Source organism: Adhaeribacter terrigena, assembly GCF_016623615.1.
In the GTDB taxonomy this organism is placed as follows: Bacteria; Bacteroidota; Bacteroidia; order Cytophagales; family Hymenobacteraceae; genus Adhaeribacter_A; species Adhaeribacter_A terrigena.
On record NZ_JAEHFX010000006.1, the window covers coordinates 132,599 to 158,424 of the forward strand.

21 protein-coding genes and 1 other RNA gene are annotated in these 25,826 nt (G+C 47.5%); 14 read left to right on the forward strand and 8 right to left on the reverse strand.

All coding sequences use genetic code 11. The annotated features are described in order from the left end of the window. Positions 1-67: 67 nt before the first annotated feature. The 3 genes from I5M27_RS12580 to I5M27_RS12590 are packed head-to-tail and all read right to left on the reverse strand — an operon-like array spanning position 68 to position 1,973. Positions 68-589, reverse strand: a complete 522-nt coding sequence (locus tag I5M27_RS12580; RefSeq protein ID WP_200506576.1) for a hypothetical protein — start codon at positions 587-589, stop codon at positions 68-70. A gap of 4 nt (positions 590-593) precedes the next feature. Beyond that, positions 594-1,661: a cobalamin-dependent protein gene (locus tag I5M27_RS12585; protein WP_200506577.1), complete on the reverse strand. Its 1,068-nt coding sequence runs from the start codon at positions 1,659-1,661 to the stop codon at positions 594-596. 15 nt (positions 1,662-1,676) lie between these two features. Beyond that, the gene (locus tag I5M27_RS12590; protein WP_200506578.1) at positions 1,677-1,973 is read right to left on the reverse strand and encodes an antibiotic biosynthesis monooxygenase family protein; all 297 of its coding nucleotides are present in this window, start codon (positions 1,971-1,973) and stop codon (positions 1,677-1,679) included. A gap of 602 nt (positions 1,974-2,575) precedes the next feature. On the opposite strand from I5M27_RS12590, the gene I5M27_RS12595 reads away from it, so the two are divergent. Continuing rightward, positions 2,576-3,394 (forward strand): transporter, encoded by an 819-nt coding sequence (locus tag I5M27_RS12595; RefSeq protein WP_200506579.1) that lies wholly within the window; start codon positions 2,576-2,578, stop codon positions 3,392-3,394. 161 nt (positions 3,395-3,555) lie between these two features. Here I5M27_RS12595 and I5M27_RS12600 read toward each other — a convergent pair whose 3' ends face one another. Further along, positions 3,556-3,735 (reverse strand): hypothetical protein, encoded by a 180-nt coding sequence (locus I5M27_RS12600; protein ID WP_200506580.1) that lies wholly within the window; start codon positions 3,733-3,735, stop codon positions 3,556-3,558. Positions 3,736-3,838: 103 nt separating this feature from the next. Here I5M27_RS12600 and I5M27_RS12605 point away from each other — a divergent pair, with 103 nt between their 5' ends. From I5M27_RS12605 to I5M27_RS12615, 3 genes are read left to right on the forward strand one after another with little or no spacing between them, the layout of a single operon-like run. After that, positions 3,839-5,131, forward strand: a complete 1,293-nt coding sequence (locus I5M27_RS12605; RefSeq protein WP_200506581.1) for a TolC family protein — start codon at positions 3,839-3,841, stop codon at positions 5,129-5,131. A 16-nt stretch (positions 5,132-5,147) separates the two neighbouring features. After that, positions 5,148-6,263, forward strand: coding sequence for an efflux RND transporter periplasmic adaptor subunit (locus I5M27_RS12610; protein ID WP_200506582.1), 1,116 nt, complete (start codon positions 5,148-5,150; stop codon positions 6,261-6,263). Positions 6,264-6,272: 9 nt separating this feature from the next. Continuing rightward, complete coding sequence (locus I5M27_RS12615; RefSeq protein ID WP_200506583.1) at positions 6,273-9,419, forward strand: efflux RND transporter permease subunit; 3,147 nt, start codon at positions 6,273-6,275, stop codon at positions 9,417-9,419. Between the two features lie 129 nt (positions 9,420-9,548). Here the strand turns inward: I5M27_RS12615 and I5M27_RS12620 are convergent, their stop codons facing one another. From I5M27_RS12620 to I5M27_RS12630, 3 genes are all read right to left on the reverse strand, one after another. After that, positions 9,549-10,913: a sensor histidine kinase gene (locus tag I5M27_RS12620; protein WP_200506584.1), complete on the reverse strand. Its 1,365-nt coding sequence runs from the start codon at positions 10,911-10,913 to the stop codon at positions 9,549-9,551. Next, positions 10,910-11,596, reverse strand: coding sequence for a response regulator transcription factor (locus tag I5M27_RS12625; RefSeq protein ID WP_200506789.1), 687 nt, complete (start codon positions 11,594-11,596; stop codon positions 10,910-10,912). The genes I5M27_RS12620 and I5M27_RS12625 overlap by 4 nt, the downstream gene beginning before the upstream one ends. A gap of 123 nt (positions 11,597-11,719) precedes the next feature. Then, positions 11,720-15,229, reverse strand: coding sequence for a pyruvate carboxylase (locus I5M27_RS12630; protein WP_200506585.1), 3,510 nt, complete (start codon positions 15,227-15,229; stop codon positions 11,720-11,722). A 647-nt stretch (positions 15,230-15,876) separates the two neighbouring features. Here I5M27_RS12630 and I5M27_RS12635 point away from each other — a divergent pair. The 4 genes from I5M27_RS12635 to I5M27_RS12650 all read left to right on the forward strand — a co-directional run bounded on the left by I5M27_RS12635 (position 15,877) and on the right by I5M27_RS12650 (position 20,516). After that, a complete protein-coding gene (locus I5M27_RS12635) occupies positions 15,877-16,731 on the forward strand; it encodes a dienelactone hydrolase family protein (protein ID WP_200506586.1) in 855 nt (284 codons plus the stop codon). Between the two features lie 129 nt (positions 16,732-16,860). Next, a complete protein-coding gene (locus I5M27_RS12640) occupies positions 16,861-17,796 on the forward strand; it encodes a DUF2279 domain-containing protein (protein WP_234462520.1) in 936 nt (311 codons plus the stop codon). Between the two features lie 286 nt (positions 17,797-18,082). After that, positions 18,083-19,333 carry a mechanosensitive ion channel family protein gene (locus tag I5M27_RS12645; RefSeq protein WP_200506587.1) on the forward strand — a complete coding sequence of 417 codons (1,251 nt, stop codon included), beginning with the start codon at positions 18,083-18,085 and terminating at the stop codon, positions 19,331-19,333. 208 nt (positions 19,334-19,541) lie between these two features. Beyond that, positions 19,542-20,516, forward strand: a complete 975-nt coding sequence (locus tag I5M27_RS12650) for a Smr/MutS family protein (RefSeq protein ID WP_200506588.1) — start codon at positions 19,542-19,544, stop codon at positions 20,514-20,516. A gap of 41 nt (positions 20,517-20,557) precedes the next feature. Here I5M27_RS12650 and I5M27_RS12655 read toward each other — a convergent pair whose 3' ends face one another. Then, positions 20,558-20,935 (reverse strand): response regulator, encoded by a 378-nt coding sequence (locus I5M27_RS12655; RefSeq protein ID WP_200506589.1) that lies wholly within the window; start codon positions 20,933-20,935, stop codon positions 20,558-20,560. A 146-nt stretch (positions 20,936-21,081) separates the two neighbouring features. On the opposite strand from I5M27_RS12655, the gene rnpB reads away from it, so the two are divergent. The 6 genes from rnpB to I5M27_RS12685 all read left to right on the forward strand — a co-directional run bounded on the left by rnpB (position 21,082) and on the right by I5M27_RS12685 (position 25,812). Continuing rightward, an RNA gene (gene rnpB / locus I5M27_RS12660) (RNase P RNA component class A) lies at positions 21,082-21,486 on the forward strand. A 235-nt stretch (positions 21,487-21,721) separates the two neighbouring features. Then, entirely contained in the window at positions 21,722-22,834 is a 1,113-nt protein-coding gene (locus I5M27_RS12665; protein WP_200506591.1) for a fatty acid desaturase family protein, read from the forward strand. A 95-nt stretch (positions 22,835-22,929) separates the two neighbouring features. Further along, positions 22,930-23,478 (forward strand): DinB family protein, encoded by a 549-nt coding sequence (locus I5M27_RS12670; protein ID WP_200506593.1) that lies wholly within the window; start codon positions 22,930-22,932, stop codon positions 23,476-23,478. Between the two features lie 78 nt (positions 23,479-23,556). Continuing rightward, positions 23,557-24,501 carry a hypothetical protein gene (locus I5M27_RS12675; protein WP_200506595.1) on the forward strand — a complete coding sequence of 315 codons (945 nt, stop codon included), beginning with the start codon at positions 23,557-23,559 and terminating at the stop codon, positions 24,499-24,501. Beyond that, positions 24,495-25,181: an ATP-binding cassette domain-containing protein gene (locus tag I5M27_RS12680; RefSeq protein WP_200506596.1), complete on the forward strand. Its 687-nt coding sequence runs from the start codon at positions 24,495-24,497 to the stop codon at positions 25,179-25,181. The genes I5M27_RS12675 and I5M27_RS12680 overlap by 7 nt, the downstream gene beginning before the upstream one ends. Before the next feature lie 124 nt (positions 25,182-25,305). Further along, on the forward strand, positions 25,306-25,812 hold the full coding sequence (locus I5M27_RS12685; RefSeq protein ID WP_200506598.1) for a YciI family protein: 507 nt from the start codon (positions 25,306-25,308) through the stop codon (positions 25,810-25,812). Positions 25,813-25,826 lie beyond the last annotated feature (14 nt).

The window sequence follows — 25,826 nt, forward strand, 5'->3', positions numbered from 1 at the left end:
CCGGTTATTGAAACGAAAAACCGTAACCAAAGAATATTGTTAAAAAGTAGTTTTGGAGATTTAAACCCTAGCGTTTTTTAAGTTGCTCCTGCAACCGCTCCAGTTCCATACTCTTTCTTACCAGGTCGCGTTTGGTGTTTATCAGTTCGTTATTCAGGCGGCTCATTTCTTCCAGCAGTTCCCAAACGGTAACTTCGGCCTCGTTTTCAGTTTGGGTCATTTCTGCCGGTTCAGCCAGGGTGTTTTCTACTTCTTCGGCCACCAATTGGGTAACCGGCAATTCTGGATTTTCTTTTGGAAGAGCCCGCTGCGCTACCAGGATAATATGATCGCGAAGCAAAACGCCGGAAAAGGTAAAGAGATGTTTTTCATCGTTCAGCAGTATTTCAAGATCGAAATACTGGGCTTTGCCAGACCAGCGGATAGCTTCCACAAAGCGTCTGCCGGCTTCCAGGTATTCCGGGCTGATGCAAAATAAAAGCGGCTGATTCACCAGGCTTCGTACATCGAGCTTTTCGCGGACATACATAACTTCCTCGATAAAGCTGTTTTGGTTGCATTGCAGAATAAATTCAGGTCCCGCTTTCATCAGATCATTTTAAAGGCAGTGCGCGCAGCAAGTCGTTCGCTTTTTCTATGGCCGCAGCGGCATTATTAGCAAAAGCATCGGCGCCAATGGCCTGCCATAATTCCGGGGCTACGTTAAACGGGTAACCGCCAACCATTATTTTAACGCTTTTCAGGGTTGTATCGCGGCGTATGGCTTCAATTAAATCAGAAACAGCACGCACGTGATAAGCCATGGTAGCCGAAACAATGAGCAGATTGGCTTCCTGCTCGCGCAAGGTACGAATAATGCTTTCAATCGGCGTATTGGCTCCCAGGTAAAATGTATCCCAGCCTTCCATTTCAAAAAAGTCGGCCACCATCCGGATGCCAACTTCGTGCAGGTCGCCGGAAATGCAGGTCGCCACCAGCCGGTACCCGTTGCGTTCGGAATTGAAAATATGCTCGTAGAGCTGCGACATGATCATTTGGGTGGCAGCGGTGCAATAATGTTCCTGCGCTACCGAAACTTTATTGAGCTGCCAGAGCCTGCCTATTTCGTGCTGCACCGGCTGAAAAACCTCCAGGTAAAGCTCTTTTACGGCAACACCCTTTTCTACTTCCTGCAGAATTAACTGGCTGGCCTGATTACGTTTGCCGTTCAGCAGCAGCTGCAAATATTTTTCTGCGGTGGCTTTTAAGGTATGGTCGCTTTTCAGAAAACTTTCGATGGGTTCAAAAGCCGATTCCAGCTGGTTCATGGCGCTGTTCATATATTTGGCAGCAACCACAAAACTTTCGATGGGCAACCGCTGCGCCAGCGCTTCCTTAATGCAATTCAGGTTTACGGCCAGGTCTTTGGCCGGAATGTTGCGCGCGCTCAGCATTTGCTGGGCCCAGCCAATATAATCGCGGAACAATAAGGGGCTTTCCGATAAAATGGCTTCGGCCAGGTACGACAAATGGTATCCGGCATCCTGCAGGCATTTTTCGCGGCCAGTTTTTCCATAGCGGGATTCTAGTTCCGGCATGCGTTTGTATTGCAGCGTGGTAGCTACCTCTGCTATTTCTGCGGCATGATTATAAACCAGCTCAGCTGTTCTTTTATTTGCCATTTCTTCTCTCCTGAATTATTTACTGATATGCGAGAAAAAACGGACTTTGGCGCTACGGGGAACAAGTTTCAATCCTTTCGGAATTTGGGAATGCGATTCTTTCAGATGGTTTTTATGCCAGACCTGGTAGCTTTCCTGGTCGGTCCAGTAAGTAATAAGCCAGATCTCGTTGGGTTCGTCGTGCGGGCAGATAACTTCCATGCGCTCAAAACCGGGGGCATTGTCAACCAGGTGCGGACGATCGCGAAAAGCCTGTTTCACTTCCGGCGCCATATCGTTGGCAATAATAAACGTACTTAATGCAATAAACATAAAAACAAACTTAAACCGGACCGCGTGGCACTTCAGCCCCTGAGCGATTTCACAACTCCAATTCCGGCATTAAAAAATCTTATATAAACGGATTTAAATGCGACAGGTTACAAAAATTTTAATAAATCCATAAAACATTCATAACCAGACACATAAACACTTAGCATATTATAAAGTAAATCATTTTCCGTGAAAAGAACTAAATTTTATCCGAATCGATCAAAAAAAGCAGGTACCTGATACCTGATTCTTACACTTCCTCTCTGCCTCTGGTACTTTACAAATTTAAATGCCGCCGCTTCCCAAGCAGAAAACAGATTCTAACCAAGGAAGTTTAATTTCCTGACCTGAAGCCATCTCAGAATTACTGCCATGGTAAGCCTTATCAAACAAACTCATGGACTTTTATAGAACAGTTGAACCCTAAGGCTCTGAAGTCCTTCACCCGCGTTCTATAAAATACTTGGAACAGGCCGCCTTGCATCGCATTTGTGAAATAGCTTTTCATAAGCCGGAAAAAATAAAAACCGCGATCAATTGCCCCTCACAGGCTTTTTGCGTAAGCAATTTCTGAAAACTTATGAAAAACGCTATTCCTTATCATGAAAAAACTAATACTTGCTCTGCTGGCCCTTTTTACCCTGGAAACGGCTTTTGCGCAAACCGAAACGACTCCTGAGTATGAAGAGATAGAAACCGACCGACCCGGCGTGGGTAATGCGGCCACAGTGGTTCCGCAAGGTGCCTTACAGGCCGAAATTGGCCTGCAATTCCAAAACGACGAAACCAATTTTTACTCAGATAAAGAATACCTGTTGCCCGAAGTCTTGATCCGCTACGGACTTCTAAATTTCCTGGAGCTACGCTTACGCGGGCAACTTACTCACCGGGTTTTAGATTTAACCGGCCCGGCATTGCCGGAAAACCGCTTTACCGATACCGGTCTGAACAGAGTGATGCTGGGCACTAAGGTCCAGTTCCTGAAAAACCAGGGTGCCCGGCCGGATTTAGCTTTACAAGCCGATTTTGAATTGCCAGCCGGCGACGAAACCTTAAAAGCAGATCAGGTTCAACCCAAGCTGCGCCTCAACTTTAAAAACAGGCTTTCCCAAGCTTTATCTTTAAACTACAACGTAGGCGTGGAATGGGAAGAAAACTTTAATACTAAAACCGGCGAAAATTATAAGCGGTTTGGTTTATATACCCTGGGGTTAGGATATAAAATAACAGAAACGTTCCAGATCTTCGGCGAAGCTTTTGGCGAACTGCACCAAAACGATATGCAGCAAAGTTTTGACGCCGGCCTGGCTTATAAATTAAAACCGAATTTTCAACTGGACGCTTACGGCGGCGTAGGCCTCAGCGAGGAAGCGCCGGATTACTTTGTTTCGGCCGGGGTAAGCTACCGGTTACCAAAGTAAACAGAAAACGGTATGCTTTTAACGCTAAAAACTCACAGCCTTTAAAAGGAGTGAGTTTTTTTGTTTTCAAGAAGAAATACAAATGGCTGAAATTTATTTCCGGCAGTTTTATAGTCTAAAACCATAGCGTTTTTCCTTCAGTTCTGGCTGGCTGATTAGAATTAGCGACCCGCCTTTTCCGGGCTGCGCGCTTTTGAAATCGTGGTAATCAGCCCAAATAATAACAGCAATTTGCCAGGTATTAAAATTAAAAAGCGTGTTTCTTTACAATGCCCTGAAAGCAGATTTCTTAAAACCTCAAAAAGCCATTCAATAAATTTGCTGCTAAAAACTACTTCCATTTACTCCATTCGGCATTTTTAAAATTCTAATCTTATTCTAATCTCCTTCTAACGCCGCTCTAATACCGCCGCTATACTTTTACAGCATTACTACTGAAAAGCTATGCGGATATTCCTTTTATTAACCTTTCTGTTTTACCTCCGGCTGTCAACCGGCTTTGCCCAACCAGCGCTTGCGTTAACTTCCCCAACCGATACCGTTAAAATAACCCTGGCCGAAGCCGAAAACCTTTTCCAGGAACGCAACCTGCCGTTGCTGCAGCAAAAAACTTCCATCGAATCGGCCCGGGCGGCCATTATTCAGGCGCGCTTGTTCGAAAATCCGGTTCTTTCGCTGGAGCAGAACATCTATAATTCCAAAAACGGCAAATACTTCGATGCTTCCCGGACCGGGCAGCAGATCGTGGCGGTGGAGCAATTGATTACCCTGGCCGGCAAACGGAAAAAACGCGTGCGGGTGGAGGAATACAACGCCCAGCTTACCGAAGCCGAATATTTTGATCTGCTGCGGGCATTGCGTTTTAACCTGCGTTCCTCTTTTGCCGAATTACATTTCCAGCTCCAGATAAATAAAAGTTTGACGGAACGCGTGGCGGTGGTGCAAAAACTGGTTACCGCTTTCGAAGGCCAGTACAAAAAAGGCAACGTACCGCTGAAAGAAATCACCCGCCTGAAAGCGCTGCTCATTTCTTTGGATAACCAACAGCTGAAACTGCAGGCCGAAATTCAGGAAAATCAAAGCGAACTCCGCCTGCTTACCCATTCGCCGGTTACCACTTTTCTGGTTCCCCAACCCGACCAAGCCACAATTCAGACCCTGAATTTAACCAACCTGACCTATCCGGAACTGGTGGAAACTGCCAAGGAAAACCGCTACGACCTGAAAGGCGCAAATACCAACGTGAACCTGCACCAGGCCAACCTGAAATTGCAAAAATCCTTGGCCGTGCCCGATGTAACGCTGGGCGGACTTTACGACCGCGACGGTAGTTTTATAAGAAATTATACCGGGGTAACGCTGCAAATGCCGCTGCCGCTCTGGAACCGCAACCAGGGCAATATCAAAATCGCCCGCCACGAACTGGAACGCAGCCAACTGGGCCTGCAGTACCAGGAACAGGTAGTAGAAAACGAAGTGATGGAAGCCTATCAGAAAGCCCTGAAAGCCCAGCAGCTGCACGCGGGTTTTGACCCCAATTTCCATAGCGATTTCAACAAATTATTCGACGGCGTGGCTGCCAGTTTTGCGCGCCGCAACCTCAGTTTGCTCGAATTCCTGGATTACTTCGAAGCCTATTCCGACAGCCTGGAACAAGGCCTGGAACTAGAAAACACCCGGCTGCGCACGCTGGAAGAAATAAATTACGCGGTCGGAAAACCGGTCTTCTCTTATTAAACTTAACCCTATAGCCATGACCTCAACATTTAAAAGATCAAGTCTATTTTTCGCCTTTTTCGCCTCGGTTCCTTTTTTCTTAGGCAGTTGCAGCCAAACATCGGCTAACCGCGAAGTACCGCTGAACCACGAAGATTTCTGCCTGACCGATACCATTGCCAGCATGATAAAAGTGGAAAAAGCCCAGCTCCAGCCGGTTGAAAACCAATTACCACTTTCGGGCAAAATTACCTTCGATGAACAGAAAGTATTCAAGGTTTTTCCGTTGGTGGGCGGTTACGTGCAGCAGGTAAAAGTGGAACTCGGCGATTACGTGCAGAAAGGCCAAACCCTGGCGGTGCTTAAAAGCGGCGAAGTGGCCGACCTGAAACAGGAACTCATCCAGACCCAGGCCAAAGTGCAGCTGGCTGATAAAAACCTGGACGTAACCGAAGAAATGTTTAAAGCCGGATTGGCCTCCCAAAAAGATTTTCTGGCCGCCCAGCAGGAACACAAAAGGGCCCAGGCCGAGCTGAATCGCATGAAGGAAATGTTCCAGATCTACAGCGTGGGCCACGGTTCGGAATACATTGTAAAAGCGCCGGCTTCGGGTTTTATCGTGGAGAAAAAGATCAACGCCGATACCCAGGTCCGCTCCGACAACGATGACAACCTGTTCACCATTTCCAGCATGAACGAGATATGGGTGATGGCCAACGTTTATGAGAGCGACATTGCCAAAATAAAAGACGGCTACGAAGCCGAGGTAACCACCCTCTCCTATCCGGACAAGATTCTGAAGGGCAAAGTAGATAAAATTTACAACGTGCTGGACCCCACCACCCGCGTGATGAAAGTCCGGATCAAGCTCGAAAACCCGGGGTATGAATTAAAGCCCGAAATGTTTGCCAACGTGCTGGTAAAATACCAGGAAGACAAAGAACTCATCGCCGTGCCGGCTACCGCCATCATCTTCGACCAGAACAAAACCTTTGCCATGGTTTACCGCAAAAACTGCGATCTGGCGCCGCGGGAAGTGGCCGTTTACCAGACCGTAGGCAAAACCGCTTACCTGAATTCCGGGGTGAAAGCCGGCGAAAATGTGATCTCCGGCCACCAGCTGCTGGTTTACGATGCTTACAAGACCAACTAAAATTTGCCTATGAATTCCTTTATCAGAAATATAATTGCCTTTTCGCTCAAGAACCGGTTCCTGATTTTCTTCGCCACCTTTATCATTATTGTGGCCGGGGTGATCAGCTATAAAAATACGCCCATAGAAGCGTTTCCGGACGTAACCAATACCCGCGTGCAGATCATTACCCAGTGGCCGGGCCGCAGCGCGGAAGAAGTGGAAAAATTCGTAACCATTCCGCTGGAAGTGGAGATGAACGTGGTGCCGAAAAAAACCAGCCTCCGCTCCATTTCCCTGTTCGGGCTTTCGGTGGTAACCATGATCTTCGACGATGAAGTAGATGAATTTACGGCCCGCCAACTGGTAGCCAACCAATTAGCCGCCGTGAACCTGCCCGACGGCGTGGATGCAGCCATGCAACCTTCATCCGGCCCCACCGGCGAAATTTTCCGCTACACCCTGGAAAGCAGCAGCAAAGACGTGCGTGAACTGAAAACCATCCAGGATTGGGTGATTGATAGGCAACTAAAAAGCGTGCCGGGCATAGCCGATGTGGTTAGTTTTGGCGGTGAAGTGAAAACCTATGAAGTGCGGGTAGACCCGAGCTTGTTGGCAAAATACGGCATTTCCGCGCTGGAAGTGTACGAAGCCCTTGCCAAAAGCAATATCAACGTGGGTGGCGACGTGATCGAGAAAAGTTCGCAGGCCTATGTGGTGCGCGGTATTGGTTTGCTCAACAACATTCCGGAGATCGAAAATGTAATTGTCGATAACCGCGATGGCGTGCCGGTTTTGGTCCGCCACATCGGCGAAGTGCAGGAATCGCATTTGCCGAGTCTGGGCTACGTGGGCCGCGATAACGAAACCAACCTGGTGGAAGGCATTGTGGTGATGCGCAAAAATGAAAATCCTTCCGAGGTTCTTTTCGCGCTGAAACTAAAGATCGTAGAACTGAACGACGAAGTTTTGCCGGAAGATGTAAAGATCAAAACGTTTTACGACCGCTCTACGCTCATCGGGTTTACCACCAGCACCGTAACCAAAAACCTGCTGGAAGGCATTATTCTGGTAACGGCCATTGTGTTCCTTTTCATGGCGGATTGGCGCACCACTCTCATCGTTTCCATCATCATTCCGCTGGCCTTGCTCTTTGCGTTCGTTTGTATGCGCATGAAAGGCATGTCCGCCAACCTCCTTTCCATGGGCGCCATCGACTTTGGCATTATCATAGACGGGGCGGTGGTGATGGTGGAAGGCTTGTTTGTGGTGCTCGATAAAAAAGCGCACCAGCTGGGCATGAAACGCTTCAACAAGCTTTCCAAACAGGGCATGATCAAGAATACCGCAACGGATCTGGGCAAGTCGATCTTCTTTTCCAAACTGATCATCATTACCGCGCTGCTGCCCATCTTTGCTTTCCAGAAAGTGGAAGGAAAAATGTTTTCTCCGTTGGCTTACACATTGGGTTTTGCCTTGCTGGGCGCTTTGATCTTTACGCTTACGCTGGTGCCGGTGCTGGCCAGCATGCTGTTGAATAGGAACGTGCGGGAAAAGCACAACCCGATCGTGAATTTCATGAACAACTCGGTTTTCAAGGCTTTCAGCTTTACTTATAAATACAAGAAAGCCAGTTTGCTGGGAGCGCTGGGAGCCGTGGTCATTGGCATATATTGTTTCCGCTTTCTGGGTTCGGAATTTTTGCCGCAGTTGAATGAAGGCGCGGTGTACGTGCGGGCCAGCATGCCGATGAGCACTTCCCTGGATCAATCCATTGACATGGCCGAAAAGATCCGGAAAAAGATATTGCAGTTCGATGAAGTAAACCAGGTTTTATCGCAGACCGGCCGGCCCAACGATGGCACCGACCCGACCGGCTTTTTCAACATCGAATTTCACGTGGACCTGAAACCGAAAGACGACTGGAATCGCAAAATAACGCAGCAGGAATTGATCTCCGAGATCAGCAATTCGCTGGGCATTTACCAGGGCATAAAATTCAACTTTTCGCAGCCCATCATGGACAACGTGGAAGAAGCGGTTTCCGGGGTGAAAGGCTCGATGGCGGTGAAAATTTTCGGCAATGATCTGAATAAACTGGAAGTGCTGGGCGATTCGGTTTACAACATCCTGAATAAAGTGGAAGGCATCGATGATCTGGGCGTGATCAGATTGGTCGGCCAACCGGAACTCCAGATCCAGTTAGACCAAAGCCGGATGGCGGCTTACGGCGTAAATACCGCCGATTGTCAGGCCGTGATTGAGATGGCCATTGGCGGCAAAGCAGCTACCAAAATGTACGAAGGGGAACGCAACTTCGACATCCGCTTGCGCTACCAACCCCAATTCCGGCAAAATGAAGCGCAATTAGGAAACCTGTTGGTACCTACCAGTTACGGCAGCCAGATCCCGCTGAAGGAAATTGCCAAGATCGGAACGGTAACCGGACCGGCCTTTGTGTACCGCGAAGAGAACGCCCGCTTTATTGCCATCAAATTCTCGGTGCGCGGCCGCGACCTGGGCAGCACCATTAAAGAAGCGCAGGATAAAGTGGCTGGTGCTATTCAGCTGGACAAAGGCATGAAACTGGAATGGAAAGGCGAATTCGAAAACCAGATCCGGGCTACGGAACGGCTTTCGCAGGTTGCCCCAATCAGTCTGGTGCTGATCTTCCTGATCTTGTTTGTAACGTTTGGTAACGTGCGCGATGCTGGCCTGGTAATTCTGAACGTACCATTTGCCCTCATTGGCGGAATCCTGGCCTTGCTCATTACCCAAACCAATTTCAGTATTTCAGCCGGCGTAGGTTTCATTGCCCTTTTCGGGATCTGTATTCAGAATGGGGTGATATTGATCTCAGTATTTAAGAAGAACGTGGAAGAAGGAATTCCGCTCATACAGGCCATTAAGGAAGGCGTAGCTGAACGAACCCGCCCGGTTCTCATGACAGCCATGATGGCGGCCCTGGGATTATTGCCGGCCGCGCTTTCCACCGGAATCGGTTCGGAAACGCAGAAGCCGCTGGCCATTGTAGTAATTGGAGGTTTGATTACCGGTACCATCTTAACCTTGCTGGTTTTCCCGCTGATCGTGGACCTGGTTTATAAACGTTCTATTGAAAAAGCGGAAAATAAACGCCTTAAAAAAATACTCTCTCCTGAAATTTCTTTGGCTTAACATTGATGTTTGTTTGGGAATGCAATTTTGCAGCATTCACTTTTTGAAAAGGCGGCTTCTGGCTGCCTTTACTTTTTCCCGGTTATTCCTGACTTTTTAGGGTGAAAAGCATAGCGTTTTTTAAGGTAATCAGCTTTTAAACTTTACCGTAACGGTAGTGCCTTTATGCTGGTGCGATTCTATGGTTATCTGGCCGTGATGCAGTTTCATGATCTTGTCAGTGAGCGATAAGCCGATGCCGGTTCCTTGCCGGGAACGGGCGTTTTGGGCGCGGTAAAAAGGCTGAAACACGTAAGAAATTTCTTCAGCCGGAATACCTATGCCGGAATCTTTTACTGTGATGGAGATGCCGGAGTTCTGGTACGAAAAAGTTACCGCCACCGGCGCCTGATCGGAGAATTTCAGGGCGTTTTCCAGAATGTTTTGCAGCGCAATTTTGAGGAGATTCCTGTTCCCGGGTACAGTCAATTTCTCGGGAAAATCGGGCAGGTTTTCCAAGTGTAAACGAATGCGGGAATTGCCCGTTTGTGGACTTTCCAGTTCCTGTTTCACTTCCAGCAGCAGTTCATCCAGGCGCACGCTTTCCCTTTGAATTTCCTGTTCGTCGAAACCGGTTTGGGCTAAGGTGATGAGGTCAGAAGTAAGTTTTTGTAAGCGGTTGGTTTCGTTTTGCAAGGTTTGCAACGAGGTTTTATATTCAGGCACCGAACGGTCTTTCAGCAAGGCTACTTCAATTTCGCCGCTGATGGCCGTAAGCGGATTCCGGAGTTCATGAGAAGCGTTGGCAATAAAACTCTTCTGCATTTCGAACGACAATTCCAGCCGTTCCAGCATCTGGTTAAAAGTCTGGGTCAGTTCCGCAATTTCATCTTTGGAACTCCGTCCCTTTACCCGCAAATGCAGGTTCGAGGCCCGGATCTTATTTACTTCCGATACGATTTCCCGGATAGGCCTTAGCACCTGCTGCGAGAGGAAATAACCTAAGGTGAGAACCAAAAGCAAACTACCCAGCACGCTGAATATCATTGCGTTCTTCAGATTAGCCAGTTTCTCTAAACCGGTAGCGTCTTTGGCCGAAGCAATGATGAAAAAATTTCCTTCGTTGTCGTGGTAAAAGAAACCGACTACCTGCCGGTCGCCTTCCCAGAATTCCACGTACTTATCTTTCCTGATCTGTTCCAGCAATTGCGTTGGGGCGCCGGCATTGGAAGAATCCAGTAAGAAACGGGGCTGCAGATCGGAATTGTAAACGGTAAGCACCTCTTCGTTTAATTTATTCAGGTATTTCTGCCGGACCTTGTCCATCGATTTGGCGCTCAACTCATCGCGTTCCAGAAACAACTGCCCGGTAATTAAACCCCGTTCGTACAATCGCTGAAAGAACTGCCGGTGCGTAAAATCTTTCGCCTGGAAATAAACGAAGGTGCATACTGCAATTAAAACGGCCGCAATAAGCAGGGAAAACGCAAGGGTAAGCCGGCTGCGAAACGTCATGCGGTTTCCGGGGTTTTTAATGCGTAACCCATCCCGATCACGGTGTGAATAAGCTTAACCGGAAATTCTTTATCGATCTTATTCCGAAGGTAATTCACGTATACATCTACCACGTTCGAGCCCAGGTCGTAATTCAGTTCCCATACGTTTTCCAGCAGATCGATCCGGCCCAGAACTTTGCCCGGGTTTTTCATAAAATACTCCAGCAAGGCAAATTCCCGGGCAGTAAGGTTAATGTTTTTCCCACCCCGGGAAACCACTTTGGTATCGAGGTCCAGCTCCAGGTCGGCAAAGGTTAGTTTGCTACCAGTGAGATTTTGTAAATTTTTACGCCGGGTTAAAGCCCGGACCCGCGCCAGCAGTTCTTTAAATTTGAAAGGTTTGGCCAGGTAATCGTCGGCGCCGGCTTCCAGCCCGGTAACTACATCGTCGGTGGTTCCTAAGGCCGTCAGCATCAGGATAGGCAAAGAAGCATCCCAATTACGCAGCTGTCTGCAAACTTCCAGCCCGTTCAGTCCCGGCATGATCACGTCCAGAATAGCCAGGTGGTATTCTTTCTGCCGTGCCAGTAAAAGGCCGGTATTGCCATCGTACGCTACATCCACTTCAAAGGAATTTTCTTCCAGGCCACGCTTGATAAATGCCGCCACGTTCAGCTCGTCTTCCACTACCAGAATATTCATACAATCAGGAATATGGCTAAAATTACGAAAATGGTTCTGAAAAAGCAGCATAAAAAAACCTCACCGGTTTTAAAAACCGGTGAGGTTAGCCCATACTTTTCAGCCTTAAAACCCTAGCGTTTTTCAGGCTTCCGCTTCGGCCGTTTCAGTGGCAGTTTCTATGGCATTTACCATAGCGTTTTCCGAAGGTTTACCGGTTGAAAGCACCAGATCGTCGGCACTTACGAGCGAAGTTTCCGGCAAATGAATTCCGGTAACCACCAGGTCTTCGGCGGCGGTTATGGTGGTTTCCATTTTCATGGCTTCTATAATGAACAGCGGCGCATTTTTCTTTACCTGTTGTCCTTCTTTTACCAGCACTTTGGAAAGCATGCCTTGCAGCGGCGCCGAAATTTGTTTCGGATCGGCTTTGTCGGCTTTGCGGTTTTCCTTTTTGGTAATTTTCACCGATTTATCGAGCACGTCGATGTTGCGGGTCTGGCCGTTCATTTTGAAGAAAACCGTGCGGGTGCCGTCGTCGTTGGCCGGGCCCATGCTCTGGTATTTTATAATGATGGATTTCCCTTTGGCAATATCAATAATAGCTTCTTCGCCCTGTTTCATGCCGTAGAAAAAGATGCGCGTCGGGATCACCGAAACATCGCCGTAGGTTTGCACGTGTTTGTAATATTGCTCAAAAACCTTCGGGTAAAGCAAATAGGAAAGCAGGTCGGTGAATTTTACATTTTGTCCGAATTTCGCTTTCAGATCATCCCATTCCTTTTCGAAATCGATCGGTTCCAGATGTTCGTTCGGGCGGTCGGTATATGGTTCTACGTCTTTTAAAACGATCTTCTGCAGCTTTTTCGGGAACCCGCCCACCGGCTGGCCAATGTCGCCTTTAAAGAATTGCTGCACCGATTCCGGGAAGGAAATAGTTTCGCCTTTTTCCAGTACATCTACCGTGGTCAGGTTATTCGACACTAAATAAAGCGCCATATCACCTACTACTTTGGAGCTTGGCGTAACTTTCACCACATCACCGAAAAGCGTGTTTACATCCGTGAAAGTGGTTTTGATCTGCTCCCATTTATCGCCCAAACCCAAAGCCTGCGCCTGGGGCCGTAGATTGGAATATTGCCCGCCCGGAATTTCGTGCTGAAACACTTCCGAAGTTCCCGCTTTCAAACCCGATTCGAATGGATAATAATACTCGCGTACGGTTTCCCAATAGCTCGAATATTCGTTCAGGCTTTTCTGGTCGAATTCGCGGTGGCGGTCCTGGAAGCGCATCATTTCCACCATGGAATTGAAATTCGGCTGCGAGGTTAAACCGGACAGCGAACCCAGGGCTACGTCTACCACATCTACGCCTGCTTCAATGGCTTTTAAATACGTAGCGCTTTGAATGGAAGAGGTATCGTGGGTGTGCAGGTGAATAGGGAGCTTTACGGTTTCCCGCAGTGCGGTGATTAATTCGGTGGCGGCGTATGGCTTTAATAAACCGGCCATGTCTTTGATGCACAAGATATGCGCGCCGGCGTCTTCCAGGTTTTTAGCCAGGTCGAGGTAATAGTTTAAATTATACTTGGTGCGGGCCGGGTCCAGAATATCGCCGGTATAGCAGATGGAAGCTTCGGCCAGGCCGCCGGTCCGTTTCCGAACAAAGTTGATGCAGCTTTCCATGCCTTTCATCCAGTTCAGTGAATCGAAAATGCGGAAAATATCTACGCCGGTTTCCCAGCTTTTCTCTACGAAAGCCTCAATTAAATTATCCGGGTAAGCTTTATAACCTACGCCGTTAGCCCCGCGAATGAGCATTTGCAGCAGAATATTCGGAACCGCTTTTCTGATTTTGGCCAGCCGGTCCCAGGGATCTTCGTGCAGGAAACGCAGGCTTACATCGAAGGTCGCACCGCCCCACACTTCCATGCTGAACGTTTGCGGGTGGTTTTTAGCGTAGCTTTCGGCTACTTTCAGCATATCGAAGGTGCGCATGCGGGTGGCCAGTAGGCTCTGGTGCGCGTCGCGGAAAGTGGTATCGGTGTAGTGAATCTGTTTATCGTTTCGGAGCCATTGAGCAAATTTTTCCGGCCCGAGTTCGGTGAGCAGGTCTTTTGTGCCCTTTTCGTAGGTTTTCTTCGGATCAAGCAATGGAAGGTGGGGTTTTTCCAGGAGCTTGTTCGGGTCGGTAAAAGTAATATCCGGATTACCGTTCACGATGGTATCGGCAATGTAGCTGAGGAATTTGGTGCCCCGGTCCTGCCGCTTTTCGAACTTGAGTAAGGCCGGGTGCTCTCTTACAAAATCGACGGTGGCATTACCGGAAATAAATTCTTCGTGGCCGATGATGTTCTGCAAAAACTGGATGTTGTTTTTTACGCCCCGGATCCGGAATTCTTCCAGCGTGCGCTGCATTTTTTTGGCCGCATCTTTTAAAGTAGTGGAATGCGCTGAAACTTTAACCAGCAGCGAATCGAAGAACGGGCTGATCTTGGCGCCCTGATACACGCTGCCCTGGTCTAAACGAATGCCAAAACCACCGGCGCTGCGATAGGCAATGATGGTTCCGTAATCGGGTTTGAATTCGTTTTCAGGATCTTCGGTGGTAATGCGGCACTGAATGGCAAAACCGTTGTTGAAACGGGCGTGGTTCTCACCCAAAGAAATTTCATCGTCAGAAAGCTTGTAGCCGTCTGCTATATAGATCTGGGTTTTGATCAGGTCGATGCCGGTAATCATTTCGGTAACCGTGTGCTCTACCTGGATCCGGGGGTTCACTTCTATAAAGAAGATCGCATCGTTTTCGGGCTGCACCAGAAATTCTACCGTGCCTACGTTATTGTAATTTACCGCCGAGCAGATCTTGAGTGCATAATCGTAGAGTTTGCGACGCAGTTCTTCTTTCAGATTCAGGGCCGGCGCTACTTCTACCACTTTCTGGAAGCGGCGTTGTACCGAACAGTCGCGTTCAAATAAATGGGTGATGTTGCCATGATTATCGGCTACGATCTGCACTTCGATGTGCTTGGGACGCTCCACAAATTTTTCGAGGAAAACCGTGGCATCGCCAAAGGCTTTCAGGGCTTCGTTACGGGCTTCAAAAAATCCTTTTTCCAGTTCTTCGTCCGTCCGGATCACGCGCATGCCTCGTCCGCCGCCGCCGGAAGCCGCTTTCAGCATGACCGGATAACCAATTCTGCTGGCTTCAATTTTAGCGACCTCAAAATCTGTCAGATCATTTTCATTGCTTTCAATGATAGGAACGTTGCAGGCTTTGGCTACTTTTTTAGCGGCAATTTTATCGCCCAACGCTTCCATAACTTCCGGCCGGGGGCCGATGAAAACAATGCCGTTGTCTTTACACTTCTGCGAAAATTCTTTGTTTTCGGATAGGAAACCGTAACCGGGGTGAATGGCATCTACACTGTTATCTTTGGCTATGGCAATAATTGCTTCCATATCCAGGTAAGGCTGCAGCGGTTGGTGATCTTTGCCGATCTGGTAAGCCTCGTCGGCTTTGTAGCGATGGTGCGAATAACGGTCTTCGTAGGTGTAAATGGCTACGGTCTGGATGTCCAGCTCGGTACAGGCGCGCAGAACCCGGATCGCGATCTCGCCGCGGTTCGCTACCAATACTTTCTTGATGTTCATAAAGAATTTGATGTACGGTTGGGAAGATAATTTAAGCTAACAAAGATCACAAAATATATAGTTTTCTGTATATAAAATAGCCGAAAAACTGGACGTAATCTGCTAACTGGAGTTATGCGCTCTTACTGAATTTGAGTTTTGAGGTTACGGACCTTCCCAATTTTCTGAGTCATTAACCGGAATTTAAGGGTTTACAGGGGTATATTTCCCGCGGCCGCTAACAACTCTATACCCAATTGTTGGCATATGCCCTCCAAATCTGGTAATACACGAAAGAAAAAAAGCAGCGGAGAATTTAAAAATCGAGTGGAAAAAGCTGAGGGTACTTTGCTGGAAAATCCGGCAGACTGAGATTAGTTTGGATAAAAACTTCCAGGAATAATGGGTTTGCGCTGCTCCTGTGACCATATCCACAAGCAAATGCAGCAGCTTGCTGAAAGCCGCAAAGCACTTTTATAGGCCAAAAGCATAGCGTTTTTCAGGAATTTAAATACCGGCTGCTTTACAGATCACACCCTTTACTCGTGATGGTGGTAATGCAGCTTATGAAAAAGGTTTTGCAGAAAAACGTTGGCTTGCTGATTAAATATAGAAAATATCGTATCTTTTTGGCGTCAAAAACTCTTAAACCAAATTCAAATTTTAACATGAAAAAACTTTTATTCTCAGTGCTTTGCTGGCTGGCTTTTATGCCTTTTGCCTTCGCGCAAACCAAAACTTCCTGTTGCACCAAAACGGCTCCGGAACAATTTGCGGTATTTGCTTCTAACCTGGAATTCCAGGCGATGCATGCCAGTCCGCTGCCGTTTACCCTCGAAGATCCGGCCGGCGAAATGGTTAATTTCCCGGTTGCCGGGGGCGAGGAAGGCCGCGCTTACCTGGTAAAAGCCACGAAACCATCTGACAATTACCTGATCGTGGTACACGAATGGTGGGGCCTGAACGATTATATTAAACAGGAAGCCGACAAATTTGCCAAAGCCATGCCGCACGTAAACGTAATTGCCGTAGACCTTTATGATGGCCGGATAGCAGACAGTGCCAGCACCGCCGCCGAATACATGAAGGAAGTTAGCGACGAGCGCGCCACCGGAATTCTGAAAGGCGCGATGGCCTTTGCCGGCAAGAAAGCAAAATTTGCGACCATTGGCTGGTGCTTTGGCGGAAGCTGGTCGTTGCAGGCAGCTATCCTGGCCGGTAAAAATGCGCTGGGCTGCGTAATGTATTACGGCATGCCGGAAACCGACGTAAAAAAACTCAAAAGCCTGAAATGCGATGTACTGGGTATTTTCGCGAAGAAAGATCAGAATATCACGCCTAAAGTGGTAAGCGAATTCCAGAAGAAAATGAAAGAAGCCGGAAAAGTATTATCGGTTAAAACCTTCGATGCCGACCACGCTTTTGCAAACCCGAGCAGCCCAACCTACAACAACACGTTCTCGAAACAAGCCGATAAAATGGCGCTCGATTACCTGAAACGCAAATTTGCGGTGAAGAAATAAGCTGCTGCTTTTGCTGAAAACGGTATCCTTTTTCAGGCAAAAACCCGATTTACCAAAAGCCTTTCCGCCTTGGAAAGGCTTTTTTATTGCCCGGCCTTTCCCGTATCTTTCGCTTTTTAAGGCTTGGTTTTGAAGATTCTTCCGAAATTATTTTTACTGATTTGTTTTCTGGCGCTGGCATTGCAAGCATCGGCCGGCACTTTACTGGTACCTGCAGATACCGTTTCAGGGAAGATTCCGAATAAAAAAGTGGCGCTTTACAGTGCGGGGATCGGGGCGGTTTACGTAGGCGGTTTGGTGGTTTTAAGCCAGGCCTGGTACGATAAAAATACCCAAACCAGTTTCCACTTTTTTAACGATAATGCCGAATGGAAGCAAATGGACAAAGCCGGGCATTTCTGGGGGGCGTTTCAGGAAAGCAAAGGCGGCGTAGATGCTTTAAAAAAAACCGGATTATCGGAAAAACAAGCCATCTGGCTCGGGAGTTTAACCGGAATTTTGCTGCAAACCCCCATCGAACTTTTAGACGGTTACCAGGAAAGTTACGGGGCTTCGCCCGGCGATCTGATCGCCAACACGGCCGGTTCGGCAGCGGTTCTAGCGCAGCAACTGGCCTGGCGAGAAATTAGAATTCAGCCGAAATTCTCTTTCCATAAAACCCGCTATGCCGCACTCCGGCCCGATGTTTTAGGCAATAGTTTAGCCGAACGCGCTTTAAAAGATTATAACGGGCAAACCTACTGGCTCAGCGTAGACGTGGCGAAATTTCTGCCAGAAGAAAGAAAATATCCGAAATGGCTGAACCTGGCCGTGGGCTATGGCGCGGAAGAAATGGTTTACAACGATCCGGACGCAAACAGTCAGATCGGTATTGAGAAATTCGGAACTCCGCTAAAGCCCTACCGGCAATATTATTTAACTGTAGACCTGAATTTACGCGCCATAAAAACCCGTAGTAAAGTGCTTAAAACCGCTTTCTACATTCTGGATATCTTTCATTTACCGGCACCGGCTTTGGAATATAATAACCGGAAAAAACTGCGGTTTCACGGCCTGTATTACTGAGTTAAAAACGGTAGGTTTTTCTTAAAGAAAACTGCCGGCCAGGTTGTTTCCCGTTACCTATCTGAAACAAAAAGCAGGTTTGCCGGTTAGCAAACAGCAAACCTGAGGCGCAAACTTCTCGAGCTAAAAAACAGATTATCAACGCTGTCTTAACCTAAAAAAAGCTTTTAAGCCCAGCCAAAACGATGTAACTTCGTAGTTTTACGCCGGTAAATTAACCCAGGCCCTCCGTTTATCTATGAAAATTTTACAGCATTGGTTGGAGCAGCTTTTAAGCAACAGCGGTATGGCTCCCGCCCTGATTCCCGGCGTTACTGCCTTTATTTTGTTTATCGCGCTTCTGCTGGTGGCGGTGGTTTCATATCAGTTAACCCGTTTGCTGCTGGTAAAAACGCTGCACGCTTTTTTTGCCCGCACCACAGCCAAATGGGACGATCTTTTTGTAGAGCATAAACTCTTCGAAAACCTGGCGCACATCGTACCGGTATTAATTTTCCGAATTCTCACCCCGGTGGTTTTTGCCGATTATCCGGAGCTGCTGGCCGCCATCCTGAAAGCCATCGATGTGTATATCATTTTGGTGATCATGCGCATCTTCACGTCGTTCCTCACGGGCATGGAAGCTTTCCTGGTTGCTTCGCCGGTCTTTAAAAACAAACCCCTTGCCAGCTATTTCCAGCTCACGCGAATCATCCTTTACATTGCCGCCGCCATTCTGGCGCTTTCCATTTTGCTGGGCCGCTCACCGGTTTATTTTCTGAGTGCGTTCGGCGCCATGACGGCTATTTTTCTGCTCATTTTCAAAGACACGATTTTAGGTTTGGTGGCCAGCGTGCAGATCTCAGCCAACGACATGGTGCGCGTAGGCGATTGGGTAGAAATGCCGAAATTCAACGCCGACGGCGACGTAATTGCCATAAACCTGAACACGGTAAAGATCCGCAACTGGGACAAAACCATAACTGCCGTGCCTACATACTATTTTATAACCGATAGCTTTAAAAACTGGCGCGGCATGCAGGAAAGCGGCGGCCGCCGTATTAAAAGAGCAATTTTTCTTAACCAACGCTCCGTAAAATTCGTGGACCCGGAATTGCGCGAACGCTTTAAAAAATATTACCTCATTACCGAATACGTGAACTGCCGGCAGCAGGAAATAGAGACCTTTAACCGCGAAAATGCCATCGATACCAGCACCCTGATCAACGGCCGCCGCATGACCAACATCGGGGTTTTCCGGCACTATACCGAAGCTTTTTTGCGCGCTCACAAACGCATCAACCCGGAAATGACGCTGATCGTGCGCCAGCTTGCTCCCACCGATCACGGCCTTCCTATCGAGATCTACTGTTTTACCAATACGGTGGCTTTTGCCGAATATGAAGGCATTCAAAGCGATATTTTCGACCATTTGCTGGCAGCCGCTTCCCACTTCGACCTCGAGATTTTCCAGAGCCCGAGCGGCAACGACATTGTATTGGCCGGCGAAAAATTAAGCCAGGTGCTGTCTGAAAAAAACGCGCCGCGGCAGGTATAACCGCAATTGTTCTTCCAAAGGACCTGCCGAAAAGTAGAAAACGCTATGGTTTTCAGCCTGGAAACCGGGATACGAGCCGAAAAAACGGCAGGGAATTTTATTAAAAAAACCCGGCTGCATTTGCGTAACTTTGAAAACAAAAGCCGGTGTTTACTTCTGTAAAGAAAAACAACCCATCAGCACAATAAATAATCAGCAGATAAACGAAATGAATATAGGAGACCGCGTGCGCCTGATGCACGGCCGCGAAGAAGGCATAATTACCCGTTTTATTGGTACCGACCAGGTTGAAATTGCCATAGACGGCGATTTTACGATACCGGTAATGCGCCGCGAAGTGGTGGTGATCGCCGCCGAAGAAGCCAAGTTTTTAGGCACCGAACCAACTGCCCCAACTCAGGCCCAGAAAAGCCAGCAGGCCTTTATAAATCCGGTTTCGCCGGTGCTTTCAGGTTCGGGTATTTACGTGGCGCTGGTGCACCAAAGTCCGGAATTGCTGGCCGTAAATGTGGTAAATAATACCGATTACGACCTGCTGTTTACGTACGGCGAAGAGCGCGATGCTAAATACAAAGGCATACTGAACGATAAAATAAATGCGCGCGGCAGCAAAGCCGTTTCGCACCTGCACCTGAAAGATTTTGATAAATGGCCCGACGTGATCATGCAGTTTTTGCTGCACCGCGCCGGTTCAACTTCGCTTTTACAGCCCGAGCTGAAACGTCTGAAGTTTAAAGCTTCGTCGTTTTACAAAAGCAAAAATATGGTGCCGGTGCTTAAAAAAGAAGGTTATCTGTTCCAGGTAGATAATAAACCGCAAACTTTAAATGCCGATAAAATTCTGGAACATCTGAGCGAAAATCCGCAGCCGGTTGCCGACAATTACAAACTAAAAACGCCAGCTTCGGAAATTGACCTGCACATCGAAAAAATTACCGAAGACGATATTACGACCATGAGTAATTCGGAGATCCTGCGCCGCCAACTGGCCGTTTTTCAGGATAATTTAGACCGGGCGCTCGCTGCAAACCTACCGGAGATCACCTTTATTCATGGCAGCGGCAACGGCGTTCTGAAAAAAGAGATCCAGAAAATACTGAGCCGTAATAAAGAAATAAAATATTTTGAAGATGCTAAAAAAGAGAAATTTGGCTACGGCGCTACCAAAGTAAAACTGAAATAGACTTTTTCGGGATTAAAGCATAGCGTTTTTTCAGAAAGAGATCAGCCGATCATGAGCGTTTCAATTTCTTTTAAAAGGTCGTCTTCGCGGAAAGGTTTTTTGAGGTAGCTGTTGGCGCCGGTAAGCAAACTTTTGGTTGCATGCACCGGATGCTCGTGACTCGTGATCATGATGATAGGGATATGCTGGGCGTGCGGCATTTGGCGGCGAATAAATTCCGTTGCTTCGTAGCCATCCATTTCCGGCATTTCCACATCCATTAAAATCAGGTTGAATTGGTGCTGCTGCAGTTTCTGGATGGCAACTTTACCGTTTTCGGCGATTTGCAGATCGAAGCCATGGAATTCCGCAAAATCAGAAATCAGCTTCTGAAAGAAACGATTATCTTCTACGAGTAATATTTGCAACGGATCATCCATCTGAATTGCTTGAAATTTAATAATATTGCAAGGGCAAACTCTCTTGGGGTCTGGCAGCGGATTTGGAACGAGTAATTTACAATGCTTGTTTTAAAAAAACCAAAGTTCTTGTTCTTTGAAAACTAATTCTTTATAACATAAAAAAAACAACAAGCCGGCTTATCGCTGCGAATTCGTTCGGAGAGGAAAGTCCGGGCAACACAGAGCATCCTGCTTCCTAACGGGAAGGGGCTTTCCGGGCGACGGGAAAGTTACAGACAGGGCCACAGAAAATAACCGCCCGTTTTTTTAATTAAAAAACGGGTAAGGGTGAAAAGGTGCGGTAAGAGCGCACCAGTGCTTTGGGTGACCAGGGCAGCTGGGTAAACCTCAGGAGTTGAAAGACCAAATAGGTCCCGGAAGTGGAGTTGCTCGCTCCCTGGTTGCTTCGGCAGCCTGTCGGGATGGGTAGGTTGATGGAGCCTTGCCGCGAGGCCTGGCCTAGATAAATGATAAGCCGTTGCGGATTCTTTCCGGAGCGACAGAACCCGGCTTACAGGCTTGTTGCTTTTTTTTGTTATATTTTTTTTCTAACTGGCAGCTATAAATTTTCAGATTTAAGGCTGCCTTTTTTGTTTATAATCCGCGCTTCAGCCCTTTCAGGCAACATTTAATTTTGTTTCTGATTTCTTAACTTTCAGGATTTGAAACCCATGGCACTTAAAATCAATATAATTGGTTAAATTTCTGGGTTCGAAGGAAAAACAGTAAATTCCCATAACCTTTAGCCGTTTAACCGAACCACCTATGCAGCCGAATAACAAAGTAAAATTTGTAAGTGCCAACCGGAACGAATTCTTTGCCACCGCCCGTAAACGCGTAGATAATTATTTTGCGGAAAACAAGCTCTCAAAGCACGCCAACGGCACCATGATCCTGAAAACGGTGATCTTGCTAAGCGCTTATATTGTGCCCTTTATCATTCTTTTAATGTTTCAACCGGCGTTTCCGGCAAGTCTTATTTTGTGGTTTATTATGGGCATGGGCGTAGCCGGCATTGGCATGAGCATTATGCACGATGCCAACCACGGCGCCTATTCCAAAAGCAGCAAACTCAATTATTTAATGGGCCATACCTTGAATTTGGTCGGCGGTTCGGCATTTAACTGGAAACTGCAACACAACATTCTGCACCACACCTATACCAACATTGCCACCATAGATGAAGACATAAAAGACCGGTTGGTTTTGCGTTTTTCGCCGCACACCAACGTAAAATCTTTTCACCAGCTGCAATACGTTTACGCCTTCTTTTTCTACGGTTTGCTTACGCTGTATTGGGTTTTGGCGAAAGACCTGGTACAGTTCCCGATGTTCATTAAAAACGGCACCAATGCGAATACCCGCAAAGAAAACGTAATTACGCTAACCAAATTAATTGCGGCCAAAGCCATCTATTTCTTCATGATCCTGGTAGTGCCGGTGGTGTTTTTCAACATTGCTTTCGGGCAGGTTTTGGCAGGTTTTCTGGTTATGCATTTTGTGGCCGGCATTATTCTTACGGTGGTTTTTCAGCTGGCACATACCGTAGAAGGCACAGCGCACCCGCTGCCGAACGACAAGAATATTATTGAAAACGACTGGGCCATTCACCAGATGGAAACTACGGTAAATTTTGCCCGCAAAAACAAGCTGCTTTCGTGGTACGTGGGTGGTTTGAATTTCCAGGTCGAGCACCATCTTTTTCCGCGCATTTGCCACGTACATTACCCGCAGATAGCCGAAATTGTAAAAGCTACCGCCGAAGAATTCAATGTACCTTACCTGGAAAATGAAACTTTCGGTCAGGCCATTCAATCGCACATCAATACCTTGCACCGGTTCGGGCGTTTGCCTGGCTGGAACGAAGCAATCGGATAAGCACTTTTTTACCCTGAAAGCATAGCGTTTTTATTTTCTTTCTGCCTTACGGGCCGTAAATTTCCGGCAAAAGCCGCACCTAAACCTGTGAAACGATGAACCCGAAAATTCAGCTCTGGGAAAAAGAGCTCAACGAAATTACCGCGCAATTTAAAAGCCATTTCGGGCATTTAACGCCGGAAGAACTGAACCGTAAACCAGACGCCAAAACCTGGAGCATTGCCGAAAACATGGCGCACCTGATCAAAATAAACGAAAGCTATTATCCGGTGGTTAAAGCGGCGCGGGAAGGACATTTAAAACTGCCTTTTATTGCCAGGTTTTCGTTTTTTACCAACCGCCTCGGTAAATTCATTCTGAAATCGGTAGAACCAGAGCGGAAAAAGAAAGTGAAGACCTTCCCGATCTGGGAGCCAAATGCAAGCCAGCTCAGCGGTAATATCCTGCAGCAATTCGAAAAGCACCAGCGGGAATTTATCAGTTTTATGAAAGGCACCGAAGGTTTGCTAAGCAAACAAACCATTATCAGTTCGCCGGCCAATAACATGATCGTGTATAAACTGGAAACGGCATACGACATTATTGTTTCGCACGAAAAAAGGCACCTGAACCAGGCGCTGGAAGTATTGCAGCAGCAACAATAAAACGGTAGGTTTTTCGTATTAAAAACCGGCCTTCGGTCCCGAAAAAACGCTATCCTTTTACGCCTGAAAACTAAAGCCTTGCCTCCTAACCTGCTCCGCGTACGTTTCCTGCAATTTCGGCGTGAATGGCGAACGCTGGGGCTTTTGCACAAAGGTTTGTTTTGCCTGCTTTTCCTGACGCTAACGGCCATTTCTTACAGCAATTTTCAGGAGCAGCCTAATTGCTGGTTCTTAGTGGGCGGGCTTTGGATGGCCGCTGTTTTTACGCAGCTTTTCCGGCCCGATAAAAGTTTTGTTTTGCTGCACCTGGCCAAACCGCACCAAGCCATTTTTTTGGAATACGCGGTTATTTCCTTGCCCTTTATTTTGCCGGCTTTGTTTTCGCCAAACTGGTTTTGCCTGTTCATTTTTCTGGCTGGCCTGTTCCCCATCACTTTTCTCCGGACCTCATTTCAAATCCAGACGCGGTTCGTTTTTCTTGGCAAGATACTTCCGCCTACTGCTTTTGAATGGATCGCCGGTTTCCGGAAAAATTTCCCGCTGCTGGTTGTGGTTTATGCGCTGGCCCTGGCTCTTAGCTGGGTTAAAATGCTGCCCCTATTGCTGCTCTGGCTTTTCTGCGGCATTATTCTGGGTTTCTACCAGTTTTCAGAACCGTTGCTGCTTTTGCGCACCTGCGGCCAAAACCCGGCAACTTTACTAAAAAAGAAACTTCTTGAAATGGGAGAATTGCTGCTGTTTATTTGCCTGCCCGTAATCTTTTTACATGCCGTATTTCACCCGTGGCTGGGTTTGGCCGGACTGGCTTTTTTAATGCTTCAGTTTTGCGTGCTGGCTTTCGCAATTTTATTAAAATACAGCACTTACGAACCAAATAAAACCCTGAACAGCAACCTGCTTTTACTCACCTTTGCGCAAATGAGCGTGGTGCTGCCTTTTTTTATACTACTGCCCATAGCCTTGGTTTTCAGACAATACCGCAAGGCAAAACAGAATTTAACGCTTTATCTGCCGCCATGTTAGCAATAAAAGACCTGCAGGTTTCATTCTCCGGCCGCGCCGTTTTGCAGGTAACGGATCTGAAGCTTGCCGGCGGAAAAGTTCACGGCATCATCGGGCTGAACGGCGCCGGTAAATCGACTTTTTTTAACGTGTTGTCGGAAGTGGTAAATGCTGAAAAAGGGGAAATAATTCATGACGGGAAACCACTGAAATACCCTGACATTGCCTACCTGGAAACCAGCAATTTCTTTTACGCCAGCCTAACGGGCCGCGAATACCTGAACATCTTCCCGAAAACCAATCCGGATTTTAAGCTGCATGTTTTCCGGGATATTCTGCAACTGCCGCTCGATCAGCTGATCGAAACGTATTCAACGGGTATGAAAAAAAAGCTGGCACTGCTGGCGATCCTGCAACAAAACAAACCGGTTTATATGCTCGATGAACCGTTCAACGGGCTGGACCTGGAATCGAACCGGGCGCTGGAAATGATCATGGATCTGCTGCGAAAAAAAGGCAAAACCGTATTGGTCTCGGCGCATATTTTGGAACCGCTTCTGCATACCTGCGACCAGATCCATTTATTGCAAAACGGCCGTTTCATCCAGACTTTCGAAGAAGCGGCGTTTCCGGAGATCCGGGAAAAACTTTTTGCGCAACTAAACCAGGATCTGCAAAATAAGTTAGGCCAGGCGTTTTAGTTTTGCCCGCTGAAAGCGTAGCGTTTTAAAGCCCAACTTTGCTTTCTGATTTTCCTGCAAAATCCGGAAAAAAGCCGTTAAATTCACCCCCGGAAAAACTGTTTCAAAACGCTACCTTTTTGCTATGAAAAACTGCTTTACCTGGTTTCTGACCGGCCTTACGGTTACTCTCTTGAGTACCTCGTGCACTTCAACTTCTAAAACCGTTTCTAAGCCTGCTACAACCGTAACGCAGAACTCCGGTTACGATGCAGGCCTTGCGCAACAACTCGGCGCCGATGAATATGGCATGAAGCAATACGTAATGGCTTTTCTGAAAACCGGCCCTAACCGCAGTAAAGATGCTGCCGTGGCCCAGGCGCTGCAAAAAGCGCATCTGCAAAATATTATGCGTATGGCCGAAGCGGGAGAACTTCTGGTTGCCGGTCCGTTCCTGGATAAAGGTGATATCCGCGGTATTTACATTTTTAACGTAAGCACCGTAGAGGAAGCAAAAAAACTAACCGAAACCGATCCGGCCATTCAGGCGGGAAGCCTGGTGATGGAATTACACCCCTGGTATGGTTCGGCAGCCCTGATGCAGGTAAACGCTCTGCACAGGAAACTGGAAAAGAAAAACGTTGCAGACTAAACTTAACCCGACTT